Annotated in this window: 13 protein-coding genes and 1 pseudogene; 6 read left to right on the top strand and 8 right to left on the bottom strand. The window is 68.4% G+C overall.

Features of this window, described 5'->3' with window-relative positions; translation table 11 throughout:
• Positions 1-4: 4 nt before the first annotated feature.
• Both ACIHA7_RS01715 and ACIHA7_RS01710 read right to left on the bottom strand, forming a co-directional pair.
• Positions 5-676, bottom strand: a complete 672-nt coding sequence (locus ACIHA7_RS01715) for a response regulator (RefSeq protein ID WP_397284498.1) — start codon at positions 674-676, stop codon at positions 5-7.
• Positions 673-1,836 (bottom strand): sensor histidine kinase, encoded by a 1,164-nt coding sequence (locus ACIHA7_RS01710; RefSeq protein ID WP_397284495.1) that lies wholly within the window; start codon positions 1,834-1,836, stop codon positions 673-675. The genes ACIHA7_RS01715 and ACIHA7_RS01710 overlap by 4 nt, the downstream gene beginning before the upstream one ends.
• Before the next feature lie 265 nt (positions 1,837-2,101).
• Between ACIHA7_RS01710 and ACIHA7_RS01705 the strand changes: the two are divergent.
• Positions 2,102-2,707, top strand: a pseudogene (locus tag ACIHA7_RS01705) (sterol desaturase family protein); the annotation flags it as partial.
• A 195-nt stretch (positions 2,708-2,902) separates the two neighbouring features.
• On the opposite strand, the gene ACIHA7_RS01700 reads toward ACIHA7_RS01705, so the two are convergent.
• Complete coding sequence (locus tag ACIHA7_RS01700; RefSeq protein ID WP_397284493.1) at positions 2,903-3,709, bottom strand: nuclear transport factor 2 family protein; 807 nt, start codon at positions 3,707-3,709, stop codon at positions 2,903-2,905.
• Positions 3,710-3,870: 161 nt separating this feature from the next.
• Here ACIHA7_RS01700 and ACIHA7_RS01695 point away from each other — a divergent pair, with 161 nt between their 5' ends.
• A complete protein-coding gene (locus ACIHA7_RS01695) occupies positions 3,871-5,217 on the top strand; it encodes a TIGR01777 family oxidoreductase (protein ID WP_397284491.1) in 1,347 nt (448 codons plus the stop codon).
• 9 nt (positions 5,218-5,226) lie between these two features.
• Here ACIHA7_RS01695 and ACIHA7_RS01690 read toward each other — a convergent pair whose 3' ends face one another.
• Positions 5,227-6,489 (bottom strand): class I SAM-dependent methyltransferase, encoded by a 1,263-nt coding sequence (locus ACIHA7_RS01690; protein WP_397284489.1) that lies wholly within the window; start codon positions 6,487-6,489, stop codon positions 5,227-5,229.
• A gap of 407 nt (positions 6,490-6,896) precedes the next feature.
• The gene (locus ACIHA7_RS01685; protein WP_397284487.1) at positions 6,897-7,742 is read right to left on the bottom strand and encodes a MerR family transcriptional regulator; all 846 of its coding nucleotides are present in this window, start codon (positions 7,740-7,742) and stop codon (positions 6,897-6,899) included.
• A 194-nt stretch (positions 7,743-7,936) separates the two neighbouring features.
• Here ACIHA7_RS01685 and ACIHA7_RS01680 point away from each other — a divergent pair, with 194 nt between their 5' ends.
• A complete protein-coding gene (locus tag ACIHA7_RS01680; protein WP_397284485.1) occupies positions 7,937-8,548 on the top strand; it encodes a lipocalin family protein in 612 nt (203 codons plus the stop codon).
• Between the two features lie 124 nt (positions 8,549-8,672).
• Positions 8,673-9,998: a cryptochrome/photolyase family protein gene (locus ACIHA7_RS01675; RefSeq protein ID WP_397284483.1), complete on the top strand. Its 1,326-nt coding sequence runs from the start codon at positions 8,673-8,675 to the stop codon at positions 9,996-9,998.
• A gap of 464 nt (positions 9,999-10,462) precedes the next feature.
• Here ACIHA7_RS01675 and ACIHA7_RS01670 read toward each other — a convergent pair whose 3' ends face one another.
• Entirely contained in the window at positions 10,463-11,008 is a 546-nt protein-coding gene (locus ACIHA7_RS01670; RefSeq protein ID WP_397284481.1) for a peptide deformylase, read from the bottom strand.
• A gap of 46 nt (positions 11,009-11,054) precedes the next feature.
• Between ACIHA7_RS01670 and ACIHA7_RS01665 the strand changes: the two genes are divergently transcribed.
• Both ACIHA7_RS01665 and ACIHA7_RS01660 read left to right on the top strand, forming a co-directional pair.
• On the top strand, positions 11,055-11,600 hold the full coding sequence (locus ACIHA7_RS01665; RefSeq protein WP_397284479.1) for a PadR family transcriptional regulator: 546 nt from the start codon (positions 11,055-11,057) through the stop codon (positions 11,598-11,600).
• 9 nt (positions 11,601-11,609) lie between these two features.
• Entirely contained in the window at positions 11,610-12,146 is a 537-nt protein-coding gene (locus tag ACIHA7_RS01660) for an AAA family ATPase (protein ID WP_397284477.1), read from the top strand.
• 1 nt (position 12,147) lies between these two features.
• Here the strand turns inward: ACIHA7_RS01660 and ACIHA7_RS01655 are convergent, their stop codons facing one another.
• A complete protein-coding gene (locus tag ACIHA7_RS01655; protein ID WP_397286439.1) occupies positions 12,148-12,780 on the bottom strand; it encodes a class I SAM-dependent methyltransferase in 633 nt (210 codons plus the stop codon).
• A gap of 93 nt (positions 12,781-12,873) precedes the next feature.
• Complete coding sequence (ctaD, locus tag ACIHA7_RS01650) at positions 12,874-14,649, bottom strand: cytochrome c oxidase subunit I (protein ID WP_397284475.1); 1,776 nt, start codon at positions 14,647-14,649, stop codon at positions 12,874-12,876.
• Between the last annotated feature and the right edge of the window lie 158 nt (positions 14,650-14,807).

The following is a 14,807-nucleotide window of genomic DNA, read 5'->3' as shown; positions in this document are numbered from 1 at the left end:
TCGGTCATCGATGGCCGGGTGGCGTGCGAGGGACCACGCCGTGCTGGTGGGCATAGACGACCGCGTGAATACGGTCGCGCACACCGAGTTTGGCCAGGACGCGGGAGACGTGGGTCTTCACGGTCTCCTCGCCGACGCCGAGCAGGCCTGCGATCTCGGCATTGCTGCGGGCGTCGGCGAGCAGCAGCAGCACCTCGAGTTCGCGGGCGGTGAGCTGCCCGATCTCGGGCGGGTCGGGCGGCGGGGCGAGGGTGGCGGCGAAGCGGACGGCCAGGCGGCGGGTCATCGACGGATCGATGAGGGCGTCGCCGCGGGCCGCGATCCGGATCGCGGCGACGAGCTCCTCCGGCGGCAGGCTCTTCAGCAGGAACCCGCTCGCGCCCGCGCGCAGCGCTCGATAGAGGTTGGCGTCGCTGTCGTAGGTGGTGAGCACCAGGACGTGGGTGCCGCCCGCCGCGACGATGGCCTCGGTGGCGGCCAGCCCGTCCAGTTTGGGCATGCGCACGTCGAGGATCGCGACATCCGGTCGCAGCCGGGCGGTTTCGGCGATCGCGGTGCGGCCGTCGCTGACCTCGGCGACGCAGTCGAGGTCGGCCTGGCTGTCGAGGACCGCGCGCAGGCCGGAGCGGAACATGCTGTGGTCGTCGGCGATCAGGACCCGGATCGGTGCGGTCACGAGCCGCCGATCGGAACGGAAACCGTGGTGTGCCAAGAGGTTCCGGTGGCATCGAGGCCGTAGTCGAGCGTGCCGTCGAAAAGCTCGGTGCGGCGGCGAATCCCGCACAGGCCACGCGGTGCCGCGGTGTCGGTGGCGCTCGGCGTGGGTGGCATCGGATTGGTAGTTCGGATGACGACCCGCTTGGGCAGGTACTCCACCGTCAACCGCGCATGCGCGCCGTCGCCGTGGCGCAGCGCGTTGGTCAGCATCTCCTGCACGATTCGATACACCGTGACGTCCAACGACTCCGGCAGATCGACCACCGCGCCGCGCACCACGACCTCGACGGCCAACCCGGCGGCCCGCACATGCTCGACAAGTCCGTCGATATCGACCAGGCCCGGTTGCCGCTGGCCCTCGTCGTCGCGGCCGTGCAGCAGATCGAGTTGCCGTCGCAGATCGACCATCGCGGCCCTGCTGCTCGATTCGACCGCCGAGAGTGAGCGGGTCGCCGCGCCATTCGTGCTGTCCGCCAAGGCCATTCGTGCCACGCCCGCGTGGATACCGATGGCGCTGACGTGGTGGGAGATCACATCGTGCAGGTCCCGCGCGATGGCGGCGCGCTCCTCGGTCACCGCCCGCTCCAGCGCCACTTGATGATCGCGGCGCCGCAGGCGCTCGCGCTGCTCCAGGTCGGCGATGTAGGCGCCGCGCGCGGCGGTGTAGCGCCCGACGAGCCAGGGCACGCAGCCCGCGGCGACCGTCGAGGTGACCAGTATTCGCCAGTCGCGGGTGGCGTAACTCGCGGTCAGCAGATGCCCCGTCGCGACCCCGCCACACAGCACCAGCATGGTCAGCACCGATCTCGGTCCGGCCAGCCACGCACCCGCCCGATAACCGGCCACCAGAAAACCGACGTCGGCGAAGCGCGCGCCGAAGCCGTGCCAGTGCAGCAGCCACGCGCCGAGCAGCCGGACAACGACGTGGGCCACCGCGACAACACCGGCCGTGCGAGGCGGTGCGGCCAAGGCCAGATCGACGGCGACGATGCCCGCCACCGCGGCGACGGCCTGCCACGGCGCGACCGTGAACACCCCGCTCAGCCCGAACACCACCGCGTCGATCAGCGCGGCCACCACCGCGACCAGCAGCGACTGGCGGGCGAGCGACCGGCTCACGTCCACTGGTTCGCCACCGCCTTCGCGTCGTCGGAGCTCTCGATCCTAGCCAGCTCGGCGCATCGGGGCCGGGCGCCGCTCGAGACAACTCTGCCCGCCGGCGAGCGTCGTCGCGTCCCCCGTGCGAGGGACGCCGAATCCCTCGGCGGCGCGATGTTCGCGCAGGCCATCGCCCGTAGCGTCGGGATCACCGCCGCACAGTCAAGGAGATCTCGTGGGCAGAGTGGAGCTGTTGAGCTATGCCGTCCCCGCTTTCGCGTTGTTCATGCTCGTGGAGTGGTTCGCCTACCGCCGCGACCCCGATCGCCCGAGCAACGCCGGGTCTGGCCGCGACACCGCGACAAACGTGGCGACCTTCACCCTGAGCCGGCTCACCAAACCGCTGACGCAGTATCTGATTCCGTTCTCGGCGGTGGTCGCGGCCGCCGCGATCACCCCGCTGCACCTGCCAGCGAAGGCGTGGTGGGTGTGGGTGCTCGGCCTGGTGGTGACCGACTTCTGCTACTACTGGGCGCATCGCGCCGACCATCGGGTCCGGCTGCTGTGGACCTCGCACAGCGTGCACCACTCCAGCGAGCACTTCAATCTGTCCACCGCGATCCGGCTGCCCTGGGTGCATCCGGTGGCCAATGTGCTGCGCGGAATGGCTTGGGTGCCAGCGGCTTTGCTCGGCCTGCCGGTGTGGATGATCTTCGTGTTGCAAAGCATCGGCCTGCTGTACCAGTTCCCGATCCACACCCAGCGCGTCGGCACGCTGCCGCGCCCGATCGAGTTCCTGTTCAATACGCCGGCCCACCATCGCGTCCACCACGGGTCGAACCAGCCCTACCTCGACCGGAACTACGGCGGCGTCTTCATCATCTGGGACCGGATGTTCGGCAGCTTCGCCGCCGTTTCCGAGCCGATCCGGTACGGGCTCACCAAGAACATCGACACGCACAACCCGGTGAAGGTCAACTATCACGAGCTGGCCGGGCTGGTCCGGGATGTGCGCGGCGCGCGCACGTGGCGTGGCCGGCTCGGCTACATCTTCGGTCCGCCCGGCTGGACCGAGGGTGGCGTGGTCTCACGCGCGATCGAGGAAGAAGCGCAGGCTCGCGATGCTCGGCGCGCCCGCGGCGAATTCGACGAACGCCACCCCGCGCGTATCACCGAAGCGCACACTCGCGCTCACCGTGCGACCGGCGGCGATCAGCTTGCCCCACCGCATGTTTCGCGCCCGGTTGGTGAACTCCTCGGCTGAAACCGGTGTGCCCGCCGGGAATTCGACAACGGCGTAGTGCCCGAGCAGGCCGCGGACGCGAACGATGTCCGTGCTGCCCGCCGCGGCGAACAGCCGGGAGGAGACGCGCTTGCCCGTCCGCCCCACTCCGCCGAGCGCACGCAGCATGCCAAGCGCACCGCCGACGCCCTGGTGGCGAATCAGTTGCGGTCCGAGCTGGAGCGCGGCGCTGAACCCGCTCGGCCCGGTGCGCAGCAGCTGCACGATCATCGGTGCCAGTTCCCAGTGCGCGGCCAGCTGGGCGATCTTCCAGCCGTCGGTGTCCTCGGTGAGCTGGTAGCGCAGGTGCATCGGGACCGAGACCCTGGCGCCGGTCGACATGGTGGTCTCGATGGTCAGGTCGCGCACCACCGTCGGCGGGTGCACGATGTCGCGCTCCACCCGGAAGGCGATGTCGTTCGGGCCGATGAAGGTGTCGTAGAAGCGCTCGATGGCGGCGCGCCCGACATGGGGGCGGGCGCCGACCGGGTCGTTCACCTCGGCGTCGGCGGCGAATAAGTCGACCCACGCGGACTTGTCGTGCGCGGCGACCGCGGTCGGCGACGCCTGGACGGCGGTCAAGAGCTCCGCGGCCGAGGGTTCCAGCGGCATGACAAATCCTCCGATGTCGACGATGACTCGTCATATGGTAGAACAAGTTTCAATTGGCGGGACACGTCGGGCCGCGCACAATTTCGGTTGTGAGCGAGGCGATTTCCGGAATAACGATGCATGAACGTTGCAAAGCGTCGCCACCTCGCTAGAGTCGAGTGATGGGCATCGAGTGTTCGAGCGTCGTCGCGGCACCCCGGTCCGAGGTCTTCGAGTGGCACGCCCGACCAGGCGCGTTCGCGCGGCTCGCGCCGCCGTGGCAGCCGGTGTCGGTGCTCGCGGAGGCCGATTCGCTGGCCGACGGCCGGGCCGTGCTCGGCCTGCCCGGTGGGCTGCGGTGGGTGGCGAAACACGACCCGGCCCGTTATGACCCGCCGCAGCGGTTCGTAGACCGGATCGCTGTGGCAGGCCTCGGCTCGTTGCCCGTTGGCCTGCTGCTGCGCTGGCGGCACACCCACGATTTCGAGATGGTCGACGACACGCACACCCGGGTGGTGGATCGGGTCGAGTCGCCGGTGCCCGCGTTCACCCTGCGCCCGATGTTCGACTACCGATATCGGCAGCTGGCCGACGACCTGGCCGCGCACGCCGACGCGGCGCGCGCGGGCTTCACCGCCAAGACGATCGCGGTGACCGGCGCGTCGGGGCTCGTCGGCTCCGCGTTGACCGCCTTCCTCACGACCGGTGGCCATACCGTGCTCCGCCTGGTCCGGCACGCGCCGCGAAACGGGGAAAGGCAATGGAACCCCGACGATCCCGCGCCCGATCTGCTCGACGGGGTCGACGCGGTGGTGCACCTGGCGGGTGCCTCGATCGCGGGCCGGTTCACCGACGAACACAAGCAGGCCATCGTGGACAGCCGGATCGGCCCGACCGAGCGGCTCGCGGCCCTCGCCGCCCGAGCGGGTGTGCCGACCTTCGTCAGCGCGTCCGCCATCGGCTACTACGGCTACGACCGCGGCGACGACCGACTACCCGAAGACGCCTCGCGTGGTGACGGTTTCCTCGCCGACGTGGTCGACGCGTGGGAGGCGGCGACCGGTGCGGCCGCCGACGGCGGGGTCCGGGTGGTCAAGGTGCGCACCGGCATCGTGCAGTCGCCGCGCGGCGGCACCCTGCGCCTGCTGCGGCCGCTGTTCGCCACCGGGCTCGGCGGGCGGATCGGGGACGGCGAACAGTGGCTGTCCTGGATCGGCATCGACGATCTGGTGGACATCTACCATCGCGCGCTATGGGACAACGCCGTGTCCGGACCGGTGAATGCCGTTGCCCCGCAGCCTGTTCGCAACAGCGAGTACACCAACGTCCTGGCCGGCGTGCTGCGCAGGCCCGCGCTGCTTCCGGTGCCCGAGTTCGGTCCGGCCCTGCTGCTCGGCGGGCAGGGCGCGCGGGAACTGGCCGCCGCGAGTCAACGGGTGGTGCCCGCCGTGCTCGACAAGGCCGGGCATCGCTTCCGGACACCGGATCTCGCCTCCGCGCTGAAACATCTACTCGGTCGCACCCGCTGAGTCACGCGCTCACTCGGCGCGGGTGAGCAGGATCTGGTGGACATCGAGGTAGCCGCACCGGAATCCGGCCTCGGCGTGCGCCAGGTACAGCCGCCACATCCGGCGGAAGATCGGATCGAAGCCCAGTTCCGCGACGCGGTCGGCTCGCGCGTTGAACCGCTGCTGCCACAGGCGCAGGGTGTGCGCGTAGTGCTCGCCCATCGACAGTTGTTCGCGGACAACGAGTTCGGTGCGCCGCGCGGCCACGTCGGCGAGCAGCCGGGTGGACGGCAGAAAGCCGCCGGGGAAGATGTATTTGTGCACCCAGGTGTAGGTGTCGCGGGTGGCGCGCATGCGGTGGTGCGGCATGGTGATCGCCTGTATCACCGCGCGACCACCGGGTGCGAGCACTCGGTCGATGGTCTCGAAGAAGGTGTCCAGGTATTCGTAGCCGACGGCCTCGATCATCTCCACCGAGACCACCGCGTCGAATTCGCCGGTCACCCTGCGGTAGTCGAGCAGATCGATGGTGACCCGCTCCGACAGGCCCGCGGCCGCGATCCGGTCGAGCGCCAGTGCGCGCTGTTCGGTCGACAGCGTCACCGAACGTACCGACGCGCCGCGGGCGGCCGCGCGCAGCGCCAACTCGCCCCAGCCGGTGCCGATTTCGAGCAGTCGGGTGCCCGGACCCACGCCTGCTCGATCGAGGATTCGATCGATCTTTGCCCGCTGGGCGGCGGCGAGATCGGCCCACCGCGGCGGCGGCGCGGTCGCGGGGAACAGCGCGCTGGAGTAGGTCAGTGTCTCGTCGAGAAACAGCTCGAACAGATTGTTCGACAGGTCGTAATGCCTGGCGATATTGCTGCGGCTGTTCGCTTCGCTGTTGTGCTCGGTGGCGGGATGTTTCGACACGTATAGGCGGCGTAGCGCCCGCAGCGGGGCGGGGACGAGCCGGTCGATGCGCGCGGCGAACACGGTGAGCGTCGCCGCCGGATCGGGCGAGGACCAATCGCCCGCCATGTACGACTCGCCGAAGCCGATCAGGCCGCCTACCCCGAGGCGCGCGGTGAAGTCCGCCGGGCGGTGCAGGATCAACCGCGGCGCGTCCGCTCCGCCACGGCCGAGCACCGTCCCGTCCGGGTACTCGACGCGGATCGGCAACGTGCGCACGGCGCGCCGGAACAGCCGATCCGCGAGCGCGGCGGCGAGGGTGGCGCGGGTGCCGGTGGGCACGCGTTCGACATCGGGCCACGAGATCGAGGGTCGTGCCGTGACGTGCGATTGGATGCTCACCGCGAAGACTCCTCGAAGTGTAGGGGCGGTCCGGAGGCGAGTGGCAGGCCGCGCGGCCGGGGAGGTACGCCGGGCCTGCGTATGCGCGCCGAGACCACAAGTGGGGCAAGGGGTACCGCTACTGTCGCGCGCAGGGTGGTACGGACGGTGGCCGATGAGCAACGCCCGGTCATCGAGGCGGCGAAAATCGGCTGGCGCACGATGTGGGCGTGGTCGGCCGCCCGCGATCGACGGGCCGCCTCGGCTCGGAATGCCGACCGAGGTGTCCTCAGCGGCTGTTGGTCACCCCGCGGCAGGGAGGTGACTGATCGGTTGCCACCGCACACAAGGCAGTGGATATCCCGACGCTTCGCTGACAAACAGGCCGATTGCCAGACTGCCTCGTTATTGCATCGTTCGAGGGTGGGTCAGCTCAGCTGCTCGACGGCGTCCGTCAGGCTCGTCACCCGCTCGGTCGACTCTGGCAGGATCACCGAATCCCATCCGGGCCCGCCGACGAACACGCGCGCGCCCGCTTCCCGGCAGGCGCGCACCGCCGAGGTCAGCGCCGTCGACTCCTGCTGGGACCACAGCACCACCGCGGCGGGCTGATCATGGCGCGCGAGACTGTCGGTCAGTGCGCTGGTCGGAACGTCCGCGCCGAGCATGTGCGCGCCGACTTCGCACTCGGCCAGTGCCGCGCGCAGCACTTCGAGCGGCAGCGAGTGTGTCTCACCGCTGGTGCAGGCGAGCACCACCGGTTGTGGCGCGGGCGCGTCGGGCGGCGGAGTGGTGCGGTGCAGCACGGAGGTGATGCACCACGACAGCAGATGCTCCACGTCGATGCAGCCTTCGCCCGCACCCTGGCGGGCGACGATGTCGGCGAACGCCGGGCGACACAACTGATCCCAGGTGTCGATGACACCGTAGGCGCGGAAGTGCGCCTCCAAATAGTCCGACACCGCGCGCGTCTCCAGGGTGAAGGCCGCGGCGAGCAGGGGGAATCGGTCACCGAGCTGCGGCGCCGGGCCGCGCACCGCGGCTGCCGCGCCCGCCGGGCTCGCACCGTCCTGGATAAGCGTCAGCATCCGCCCGAGCAGCGCGATGTCGGCCTCGGTGTAGAGGCGGTGTTTGCCGGGGCGATGCTGTGGCGGGCCGATGTTGTAGCGGCGGTTCCAGCTCCGCAGGGTCGCCGTGGGAATGCCGAGGCGCTCGGCGACCGCGCGGACCGTGTACCCGGCCGCGTCGGAAACGGGAGCGGAACCGGCGGACATCGCCCTATTCTGCCTGTTCCGGTTCGTCCGCTTCACCACGGCCGGGTGGCTGCGGAGGGGGTTGGACGTTCGGGGGCGGGGTACGGCTATCGGTGTCGCTGTGCCGGCCTGCTCGATGATTCTCGGCACTTTGAATCATTTGTGCATCGTTATCGGCTACCATGGTTGATGTCGTCGATCCCCGAGGAGTTCGCGTGACATCACGAACGAAGCGGTATCCCGTTCGCCTGCTCGTTGCTCTGGCCGGTCTGGCAGGCTCGTTCCTGGCGGTGGGTGGTGCGCAAGCCGCCCCCGTCCCCGCACCGGCGCCGGTCCCGTCACTGGATGTGAACCGGTATCTCGGTACCTGGAATCAGCTCGCGGCCGTGCCGCAGTACTTCAACCTCGTCTGTGCGCGTGATACTCAGGCCAACTACGCGCTCGACCCACAGGGCAACATCTCAGTGCGCAACACCTGCACCACCTGGACGAACGCGAACAACGAGATCATGGGGACCGCGACGGTCAACGACCGGGTTACCGGCGCGCAGTTGCACGTCAGCTTTCCCGGCGTGCCCACCCAGGACCGGCTCGACGGGCCGACCAATTACATCGTGACCGCCCTCGGTCCGGAGTATTCGTGGGCGCTGGTGACCAACCCCGAGCGGACATCCGGCTTCGTGCTGGCTCGGGCACCGATGCTGGATGCGGCCACTTGGTCGCGGGTGCACGCGGAAATCGTTGCCGCGGGCCAGGACCCGTGCCTGTACCTGACCTCGCCGAGCACCGGCGGCCGGACGGATATCGTCCCGCTCTGCACGCTCTGACCGAGTTCTCCGGCATCCGCCAGGGTCGCGTCGACGGTGTCCAGCGTTGAGCCGCCCGCGGCATCGTGGCGCCACCCTTGTGGGTGCCGGAGTATTTGTCCCCGCGCTTTCCGAAGAGGAGCAGATGACCGTCACCATCGCAGTGTTCACCCGTGACCTGCGGGTGCACGACAACCCGGTGCTCACCGCGGCCCATCGGGAGGGCGCCGCCGTGGTACCGCTGTTCGTCATCGACGACGCCATCGCGGCCGGACGCTTCGCCGCGCCGAATCGGGCGCGCTTCCTCGCCGCCGCACTGGGCGAGCTGGACGCCGAGTTGCGGGCCATCGGTGGCCGATTGGTGGTGCGGCGCGGCAACGTCGTCGACGTGGTCGCCGAGGTGGCGGCGCAGGTGCACGCCGACAGCGTGCACATCGCCGCCGACGTGAGCGGGTACAGCCGCAGGCGTGAACAGGCCTTGCGGGAGCGTCTCGACGAGCGCGGCTGCCTGCTGCACAGCCACGCCGCCACGATCACCGCCGCCGATCCCGAGGTGCTCGTCCCCTCCACCGGCCGGGACCATTTCGCCGTCTTCACCCCGTACTTCCGCCGCTGGGCCGAGGCGCATCAGCGCAAGCCGTTCGGCAAGCCGCGCGAGCTCACCATGCCGCCGGTGGCGAGCGATCCGCTGCCCGAAGCCGAGCAACTCTGCGCGGGCCCGACGTCGCCGCAGCTCGCCGTCGGCGGCGAGACAACCGGGCGGAAAGTGCTGCGGGACTGGCTGGCCGGGCCGATCGCGGGCTACGAGGACAACAACGACGATCTCGCCGCCGACGCCACCTCACGCCTCTCGCCGTATCTGCATTTCGGGTGCGTGTCGCCGGTGGAACTGGTGCACCGGGTGGACATGGCGACGCCGGGCGGGCACGCCTTCGCCAGGCAGCTCGCGTGGCGCGACTTCCACCACCAACTGCTCGCCGCCAGGCCGGACGCGGCGTGGTCGGACTATCGGCCCCGGTCGGTTACCTGGCGCGACGATCCCCAGGCCGTCGCGGCCTGGCAGGACGGGCGCACCGGCTACCCGGTCATCGACGCGGCCATGCGGCAATTGCGGGCCGAAGGGTGGATGCCGGGGCGCGCCCGGTTGATCACCGCGAGCTTCCTGGCCACGTCGCTGCGCGTGGACTGGCGCATCGGGGCAGCGCACTTCCTGCACTGGTTGGTCGACGCCGACCTGGCGAACAATCAACTCAACTGGCAATGGGTGGCGGGCACCGGCACCGACACCCGGCCGAATCGGGTGCTCAATCCGCTGCGCCAAGCCAAGCGCTACGACCCGGACGGCGACTATGTGCGCCGCTGGCTGCCCGAACTGGCGCACATTCCGGGTGCCGCCGTGCACACGCCGTGGCGCGAAAACGTCGATCCGGGTGTGTATCCGGCGCCGATCATCGAATGCGTCGGAATGTAGCTTTTTCGGATCTCACCCCCAGATGATGCCGCGGTCTTCCTAATCCTGGACGCCGGGTCTTGAATCGATACATCGAGGCTTGACCTTGCTCGAGGAAAGGGGCCTGTGATGATGGGCACCGTCGATTTCGTGATCACCATCGGCCACGTACTGGACACTCTGCAACGAGCATTGCTTCTGCTCGTGCTCGGGGGCTGAACAGACCGGAGCGCCCGATCAGGTTGTTACACAGGCGTTTCGCCGTCAGTGGTCGGATGCCGACCACGCCGTGATCGCGCCGCAGCCCGCTGTTGGAGCTGGCCCCGATGCGTGACCAGCGGAGGGGTGTCCGCGCCGCGCCGTTGCGATGCGGACACCCGGGCCGGTTGGCTCAGCTACCGATCGTCGGCGATGCGGTGTAAAGACCAAGTACCCATTCGGTGGCCGAATCACCCCACGAATTTTCGCGACGCCGTAACGGGGGCTTACCCCGGCAGCCAGGTCCGGCCGGGCCGAGTCCAGTTCCGGTCCTTGATCATTCGGCGTGCCGCCCGCTGGTTGCGCCCGATCAGCCGGTCGAGATAGAGCCGTCCGGCGAGGTGGTCGGTCTCGTGCTGGAGGCAGCGTGCGAGGTAGCCGGTTGCCTCGACGGTCACCGGTCGTCCGGTGACGTCCGTGCCGGTGACCCGCGACCAGTGCGCGCGTCCGGTGGGATACCACTCGCCCGGCACGGACAGGCAGCCCTCCAGGTCGTCGTCGGGATCGGGCATGGTTTCGGGAAGCAATGACGTTTCCAACACCGGATTGACGACATGACCACGGTGGCGAACCGAGGCATCCACCAGGTCGTAGACGAACACCGCCCGGCCGTCGCCCACCTGATTCGCGGCCAGGCCCGCGCCATTGGCGGCGGTATTGGTCTCGAAGAGATCGGCTACGAACGCCGCGAGTTCCGCGTCGAAGGTGGTGACCGGCGTGGCGGAGGTAGTCAATCGGGGGTCGCCCGCGATGAGTATTGGTCGAACAGCCATGCAAAACAGGGTACTCAAATACGAGTAGTCGTGACAGACTAGGGCGGTGAACGAGACCCGACTGTTCGTGCTCGCCGCTCTCGCCAAAAGGGGCCCGATGCACGGCCATCAGCTGCGCCGCGACGCGCGATTGGATCGCGCCGATCTCTGGTCTCGGGTGAAGCCCGGTTCCCTGTACGGTGCCCTGCATCGCATGGAGGACGAGAACCTGATCCGCCCGTTGCGGACCGAGCAGCAGGGCGGATTGCCCGCGCGAACCGTCTACGAGATCACCGACGAAGGCCGTCGGGAACTGCGCGTACTCCGCGACGAAGCCTTCACCGACGTCGAAATCCGCCCGGACGTAGTCGATCTCGCCCTGGCCGTCAGCGCCGAACTCGACCGCGAACTCCTACGCGGCTACCTCGAAGACCGCATCGCCGCACTCCGCGCCCGCGCCTCCCGAATCGAGCACCAACTCGACCGCCGCTGGCCGGACCAGAACGTGATCGACGACCTGATCGTCGACCACGCCAGAATGCGCATCCAATCCGAAATAGATTGGCATGAAAAAGTTCTCGCCAACATCGACAAACTCGAGTCCACCCGCTGAGAGGAACCGATGGCCGAACTCCTGGTGCTGGTCAACGGATTGCCGGGCTCCGGCAAGACGACGCTCGGGCGATCGCTGGCGGCGGCGTTGGAGGCGGAGTTCTTGTCGAAGGACACCGTCAAGGAGGCCCTGGCGCACTGTGTCGCCGACGCCGATGCGATCCCCGAGTTGGGCGGGATCGCGATGGACGCGGTGTGGGCGTTGGCGCGGGCGACGCAGGGGGCCGTTGTCATCGACTCGTGGTGGTTCAAGCCGCGCGACTTGTCTTTTGCCGCAATGGGAATCGATAAGTCGGGGGCCGATCGGGTCGTGGAGGTGTGGTGCGACATCCCTGCCGAACTGGCGAAGGCTCGCTACGCGGGTAGGCGCCGGGCCGCGATACACCGCGACGAGCAGCGCCTTGTCAGTGACTGGGCGGTGTGGGCGGCGCAGGCTGCGCCGCTCGACCTCGCGCCGACGGTTCGGGTGGATACGGCGCGGCCGGTTTGTGGGGTGGCGGTGGCGGCGGAGGTCGAGCGGGTGGCTGTTCGGTGGGCGCGGGGGTGAATCAGTGGCGGCGGATGCGCAGGATGTTGTCCTGGCGGTTTCCTGGTTGGCCTTCGGGGCCGGCGTGTTCGCGGTCGACGACCTCATCGACTTCGACCGTCCATTCGGCGGGGATGAGGTGCAGGCCTGCGAGGACCTCGGCGGTGGTGGGGAGGTGGATGTCGGGCGGGTCTTGGACCCAGGTGGGCCAGCCGGCGTGGCCGACGATCAGGAGCAGGCCGCCGGGGGCGACGGCGTCGGCCGCGCGGCGCAGGATCTTCTCGCGTTCGTCGGTCTTGGCCACGGGGGAGTGCAGGTATTGGGCGTTGACGAGATCGAATCGTCCTTCGGGGAAGGAGTTCGCGAGATCGTGTTGCTGCCAGTCGATGTCGGTGATGCCCTGGTCGGCCGCGTGGGCGCGGGCGCGGCCGAGCGCGGTCTCCGAGACGTCGACGGCGGTGACGCGCCAACCGCGTTGGGCCAGCCAGACCGCGTCGGCGCCTTCCGCGCACCCGAGGTCGAGGGCGGATCCCGCCGGCACGGACTCGATTTCGCGGACGAGGAAGACATTGGGCAACCCGGACCAGACGCGTTCGCGCTCCTGATAGAAGTGCTCCCAGTAGCCCACCGTATCGTCGCCGTCGTACGGCGACATATTGCTGCTGCCGTGGTTGTGTGTCTCGGTCATGAGCACCACGATCCACGCGCGAGGCTGTTCTGACAAACTTCTTTGCTGATTCGGCAAAAGCTATTCGGACGTGCCCGGCTTCTTCTCCAACGAGGGCCCGGCCTCCTCGGCGAGCGCACGATCCTCGACGAGCATGGCCGCCCGATGCTCGGCACCCCAGCCCGCGTACGCCTCGGTCCGCATCTTCTCCACCATGTGCGGGTAGTGCAGCTCGAACGCCGGACGCTCGGATCGGATCCGCGGCAGCTCGTAGAAGTTGTGCCGCGGCGGCGGGCAGGTGGTCGCCCACTCCAGCGAGTTCCCGTAACCCCACGGATCGTCCACGGTGACGACTTCGCCGTACCGGAAGCTCTTGAAGACGTTCCAGATGAACGGCAGCATCGACGCCCCGAGCACGAACGCGCCGATGGAGGAGACGGTGTTCAGCATGGTGAACCCGTCGCTGGGCAGATAGTCGGCGTAGCGCCGCGGCATGCCCTCCGAACCCACCCAGTGCTGCACCAGGAACGTGGTGTGGAAACCCACGAAGGTCGTCCAGAAATGCAACTTGCCGAGGCGCTCGTCCATCAGCCGCCCGGTCATCTTCGGGAACCAGAAGTAGATGCCCGCGAACGTCGCGAACACGATGGTTCCGAACAACACGTAATGGAAGTGCGCCACCACGAAATACGAGTCGGTGACGTGGAAGTCGAGCGGCGGACTGGCCAGGATGATGCCGGACAGACCACCGAACAGGAAGGTGACCAGGAAGCCGAGTGACCACAGCATCGGCGTCTCGAACGTCAACTGCCCGCGCCACATCGTGAAGATCCAGTTGAAGAATTTCACCCCGGTGGGCACCGCGATCAGGAAGGTCATCAGCGAAAAGAACGGCAGCAGAACAGATCCGGTCGCGTACATGTGATGGGCCCAGACCGCGACCGACAGTGCGCCGATGGAGATCGTCGCGTACACCAGTGCGGTGTAACCGAACAGCGGCTTGCGGCTGAACACCGGGAAGATCTCGGTGACGATGCCGAAGAACGGCAGCGCCACGATGTACACCTCGGGATGGCCGAAGAACCAGAACAGGTGCTGCCACAGGATCACGCCACCGTTGGCCGGGTCGTAGATGTGCGCGCCGAGATGGCGGTCGATCGCCAGCGCGAACAGCGCGGCCGTCAGGATCGGAAAGGCAAGCAGCACAAGGATGCTGGTGATCAGGATGTTCCAGGTGAAGATCGGCAGCCGGAACATGATCATGCCGGGCGCGCGCAGGCAGATGATCGTGGTGATCATGTTGACGCCGCCGAGGATGGTGCCGAGGCCGGACAGGATCAGGCCCATGATCCAGAGATCGCCGCCGACGCCTGGCGCGTGCTGGAAGTTGCTCAGCGGCGTGTACCCGGTCCAGCCGAAGTCGGCGGCCCCGCCGGGGGTGATGAAGCCCGCGGTCGCGATGGTGGCCCCGAACAGATACAGCCAGTAGCTGAACGCGTTGAGCCGCGGGAATGCGACGTCCGGCGCCCCGATCTGCAAGGGCAGCACGGCATTCGCGAAACCGAAGACGATCGGGGTGGCGTAGAACAGCAGCATCAGGGTGCCGTGCATGGTGAACAGCTGGTTGTACTGTTCGGGCGAGAGGAACTGCATGCCGGGCCTGGCGAGTTCGCCGCGCATCAGCAGCGCCATCAGTCCGCCGATGAAGAAGAACGACATGGCCGAGACCAGATACATGACCCCGAGCACCTTTGGATCGGTGGTCGTGATCATCTTCCAGATGTAGGAACCTTTCGGCCCCATCCGTCGCGGATACGGTCGAACCGCCTGAAGTTGTTCGGTCTGCGTCACACTCATGGCCGTCGCCACCTCCGAACCGCCGTCCAGCTTTGGCCGGCGCGACCGGCCTCTGTCCACCAAACCATGTGACCGCCGTCTCATGTCATGGATTGATCGACTTTGCCGAAGGTTCGCCTGGTCTGCGACCACGGACCGATGCGCGCCGCGCCGCCGGT

The sequence above is a fragment of the Nocardia sp. NPDC052316 genome (assembly GCF_044547795.1).
Taxonomy (GTDB): domain Bacteria; phylum Actinomycetota; class Actinomycetes; order Mycobacteriales; family Mycobacteriaceae; genus Nocardia.
Note: the sequence above shows the minus strand (reverse complement) of the source record. Positions and strands in the feature narration are given on the sequence as shown.

Excerpts from the sequence above, each read along its gene's own strand:
- ACIHA7_RS01695 (WP_397284491.1), top strand. The coding sequence starts at position 3,871 with ATGGGCATCGAGTGTTCGAGCGTCGTCGCGGCACCCCGGTCCGAGGTC.
- ACIHA7_RS01685 (WP_397284487.1), bottom strand. The coding sequence starts at position 7,742 with ATGTCCGCCGGTTCCGCTCCCGTTTCCGACGCGGCCGGGTACACGGTC.
- ACIHA7_RS01700 (WP_397284493.1), bottom strand. The coding sequence starts at position 3,709 with ATGCCGCTGGAACCCTCGGCCGCGGAGCTCTTGACCGCCGTCCAGGCG.
- ACIHA7_RS01670 (WP_397284481.1), bottom strand. The coding sequence starts at position 11,008 with ATGGCTGTTCGACCAATACTCATCGCGGGCGACCCCCGATTGACTACC.
- ACIHA7_RS01660 (WP_397284477.1), top strand. The coding sequence starts at position 11,610 with ATGGCCGAACTCCTGGTGCTGGTCAACGGATTGCCGGGCTCCGGCAAG.
- ctaD (WP_397284475.1), bottom strand. The coding sequence starts at position 14,649 with ATGAGTGTGACGCAGACCGAACAACTTCAGGCGGTTCGACCGTATCCG.
- ACIHA7_RS01655 (WP_397286439.1), bottom strand. The coding sequence starts at position 12,780 with ATGTCGCCGTACGACGGCGACGATACGGTGGGCTACTGGGAGCACTTC.
- ACIHA7_RS01675 (WP_397284483.1), top strand. The coding sequence starts at position 8,673 with ATGACCGTCACCATCGCAGTGTTCACCCGTGACCTGCGGGTGCACGAC.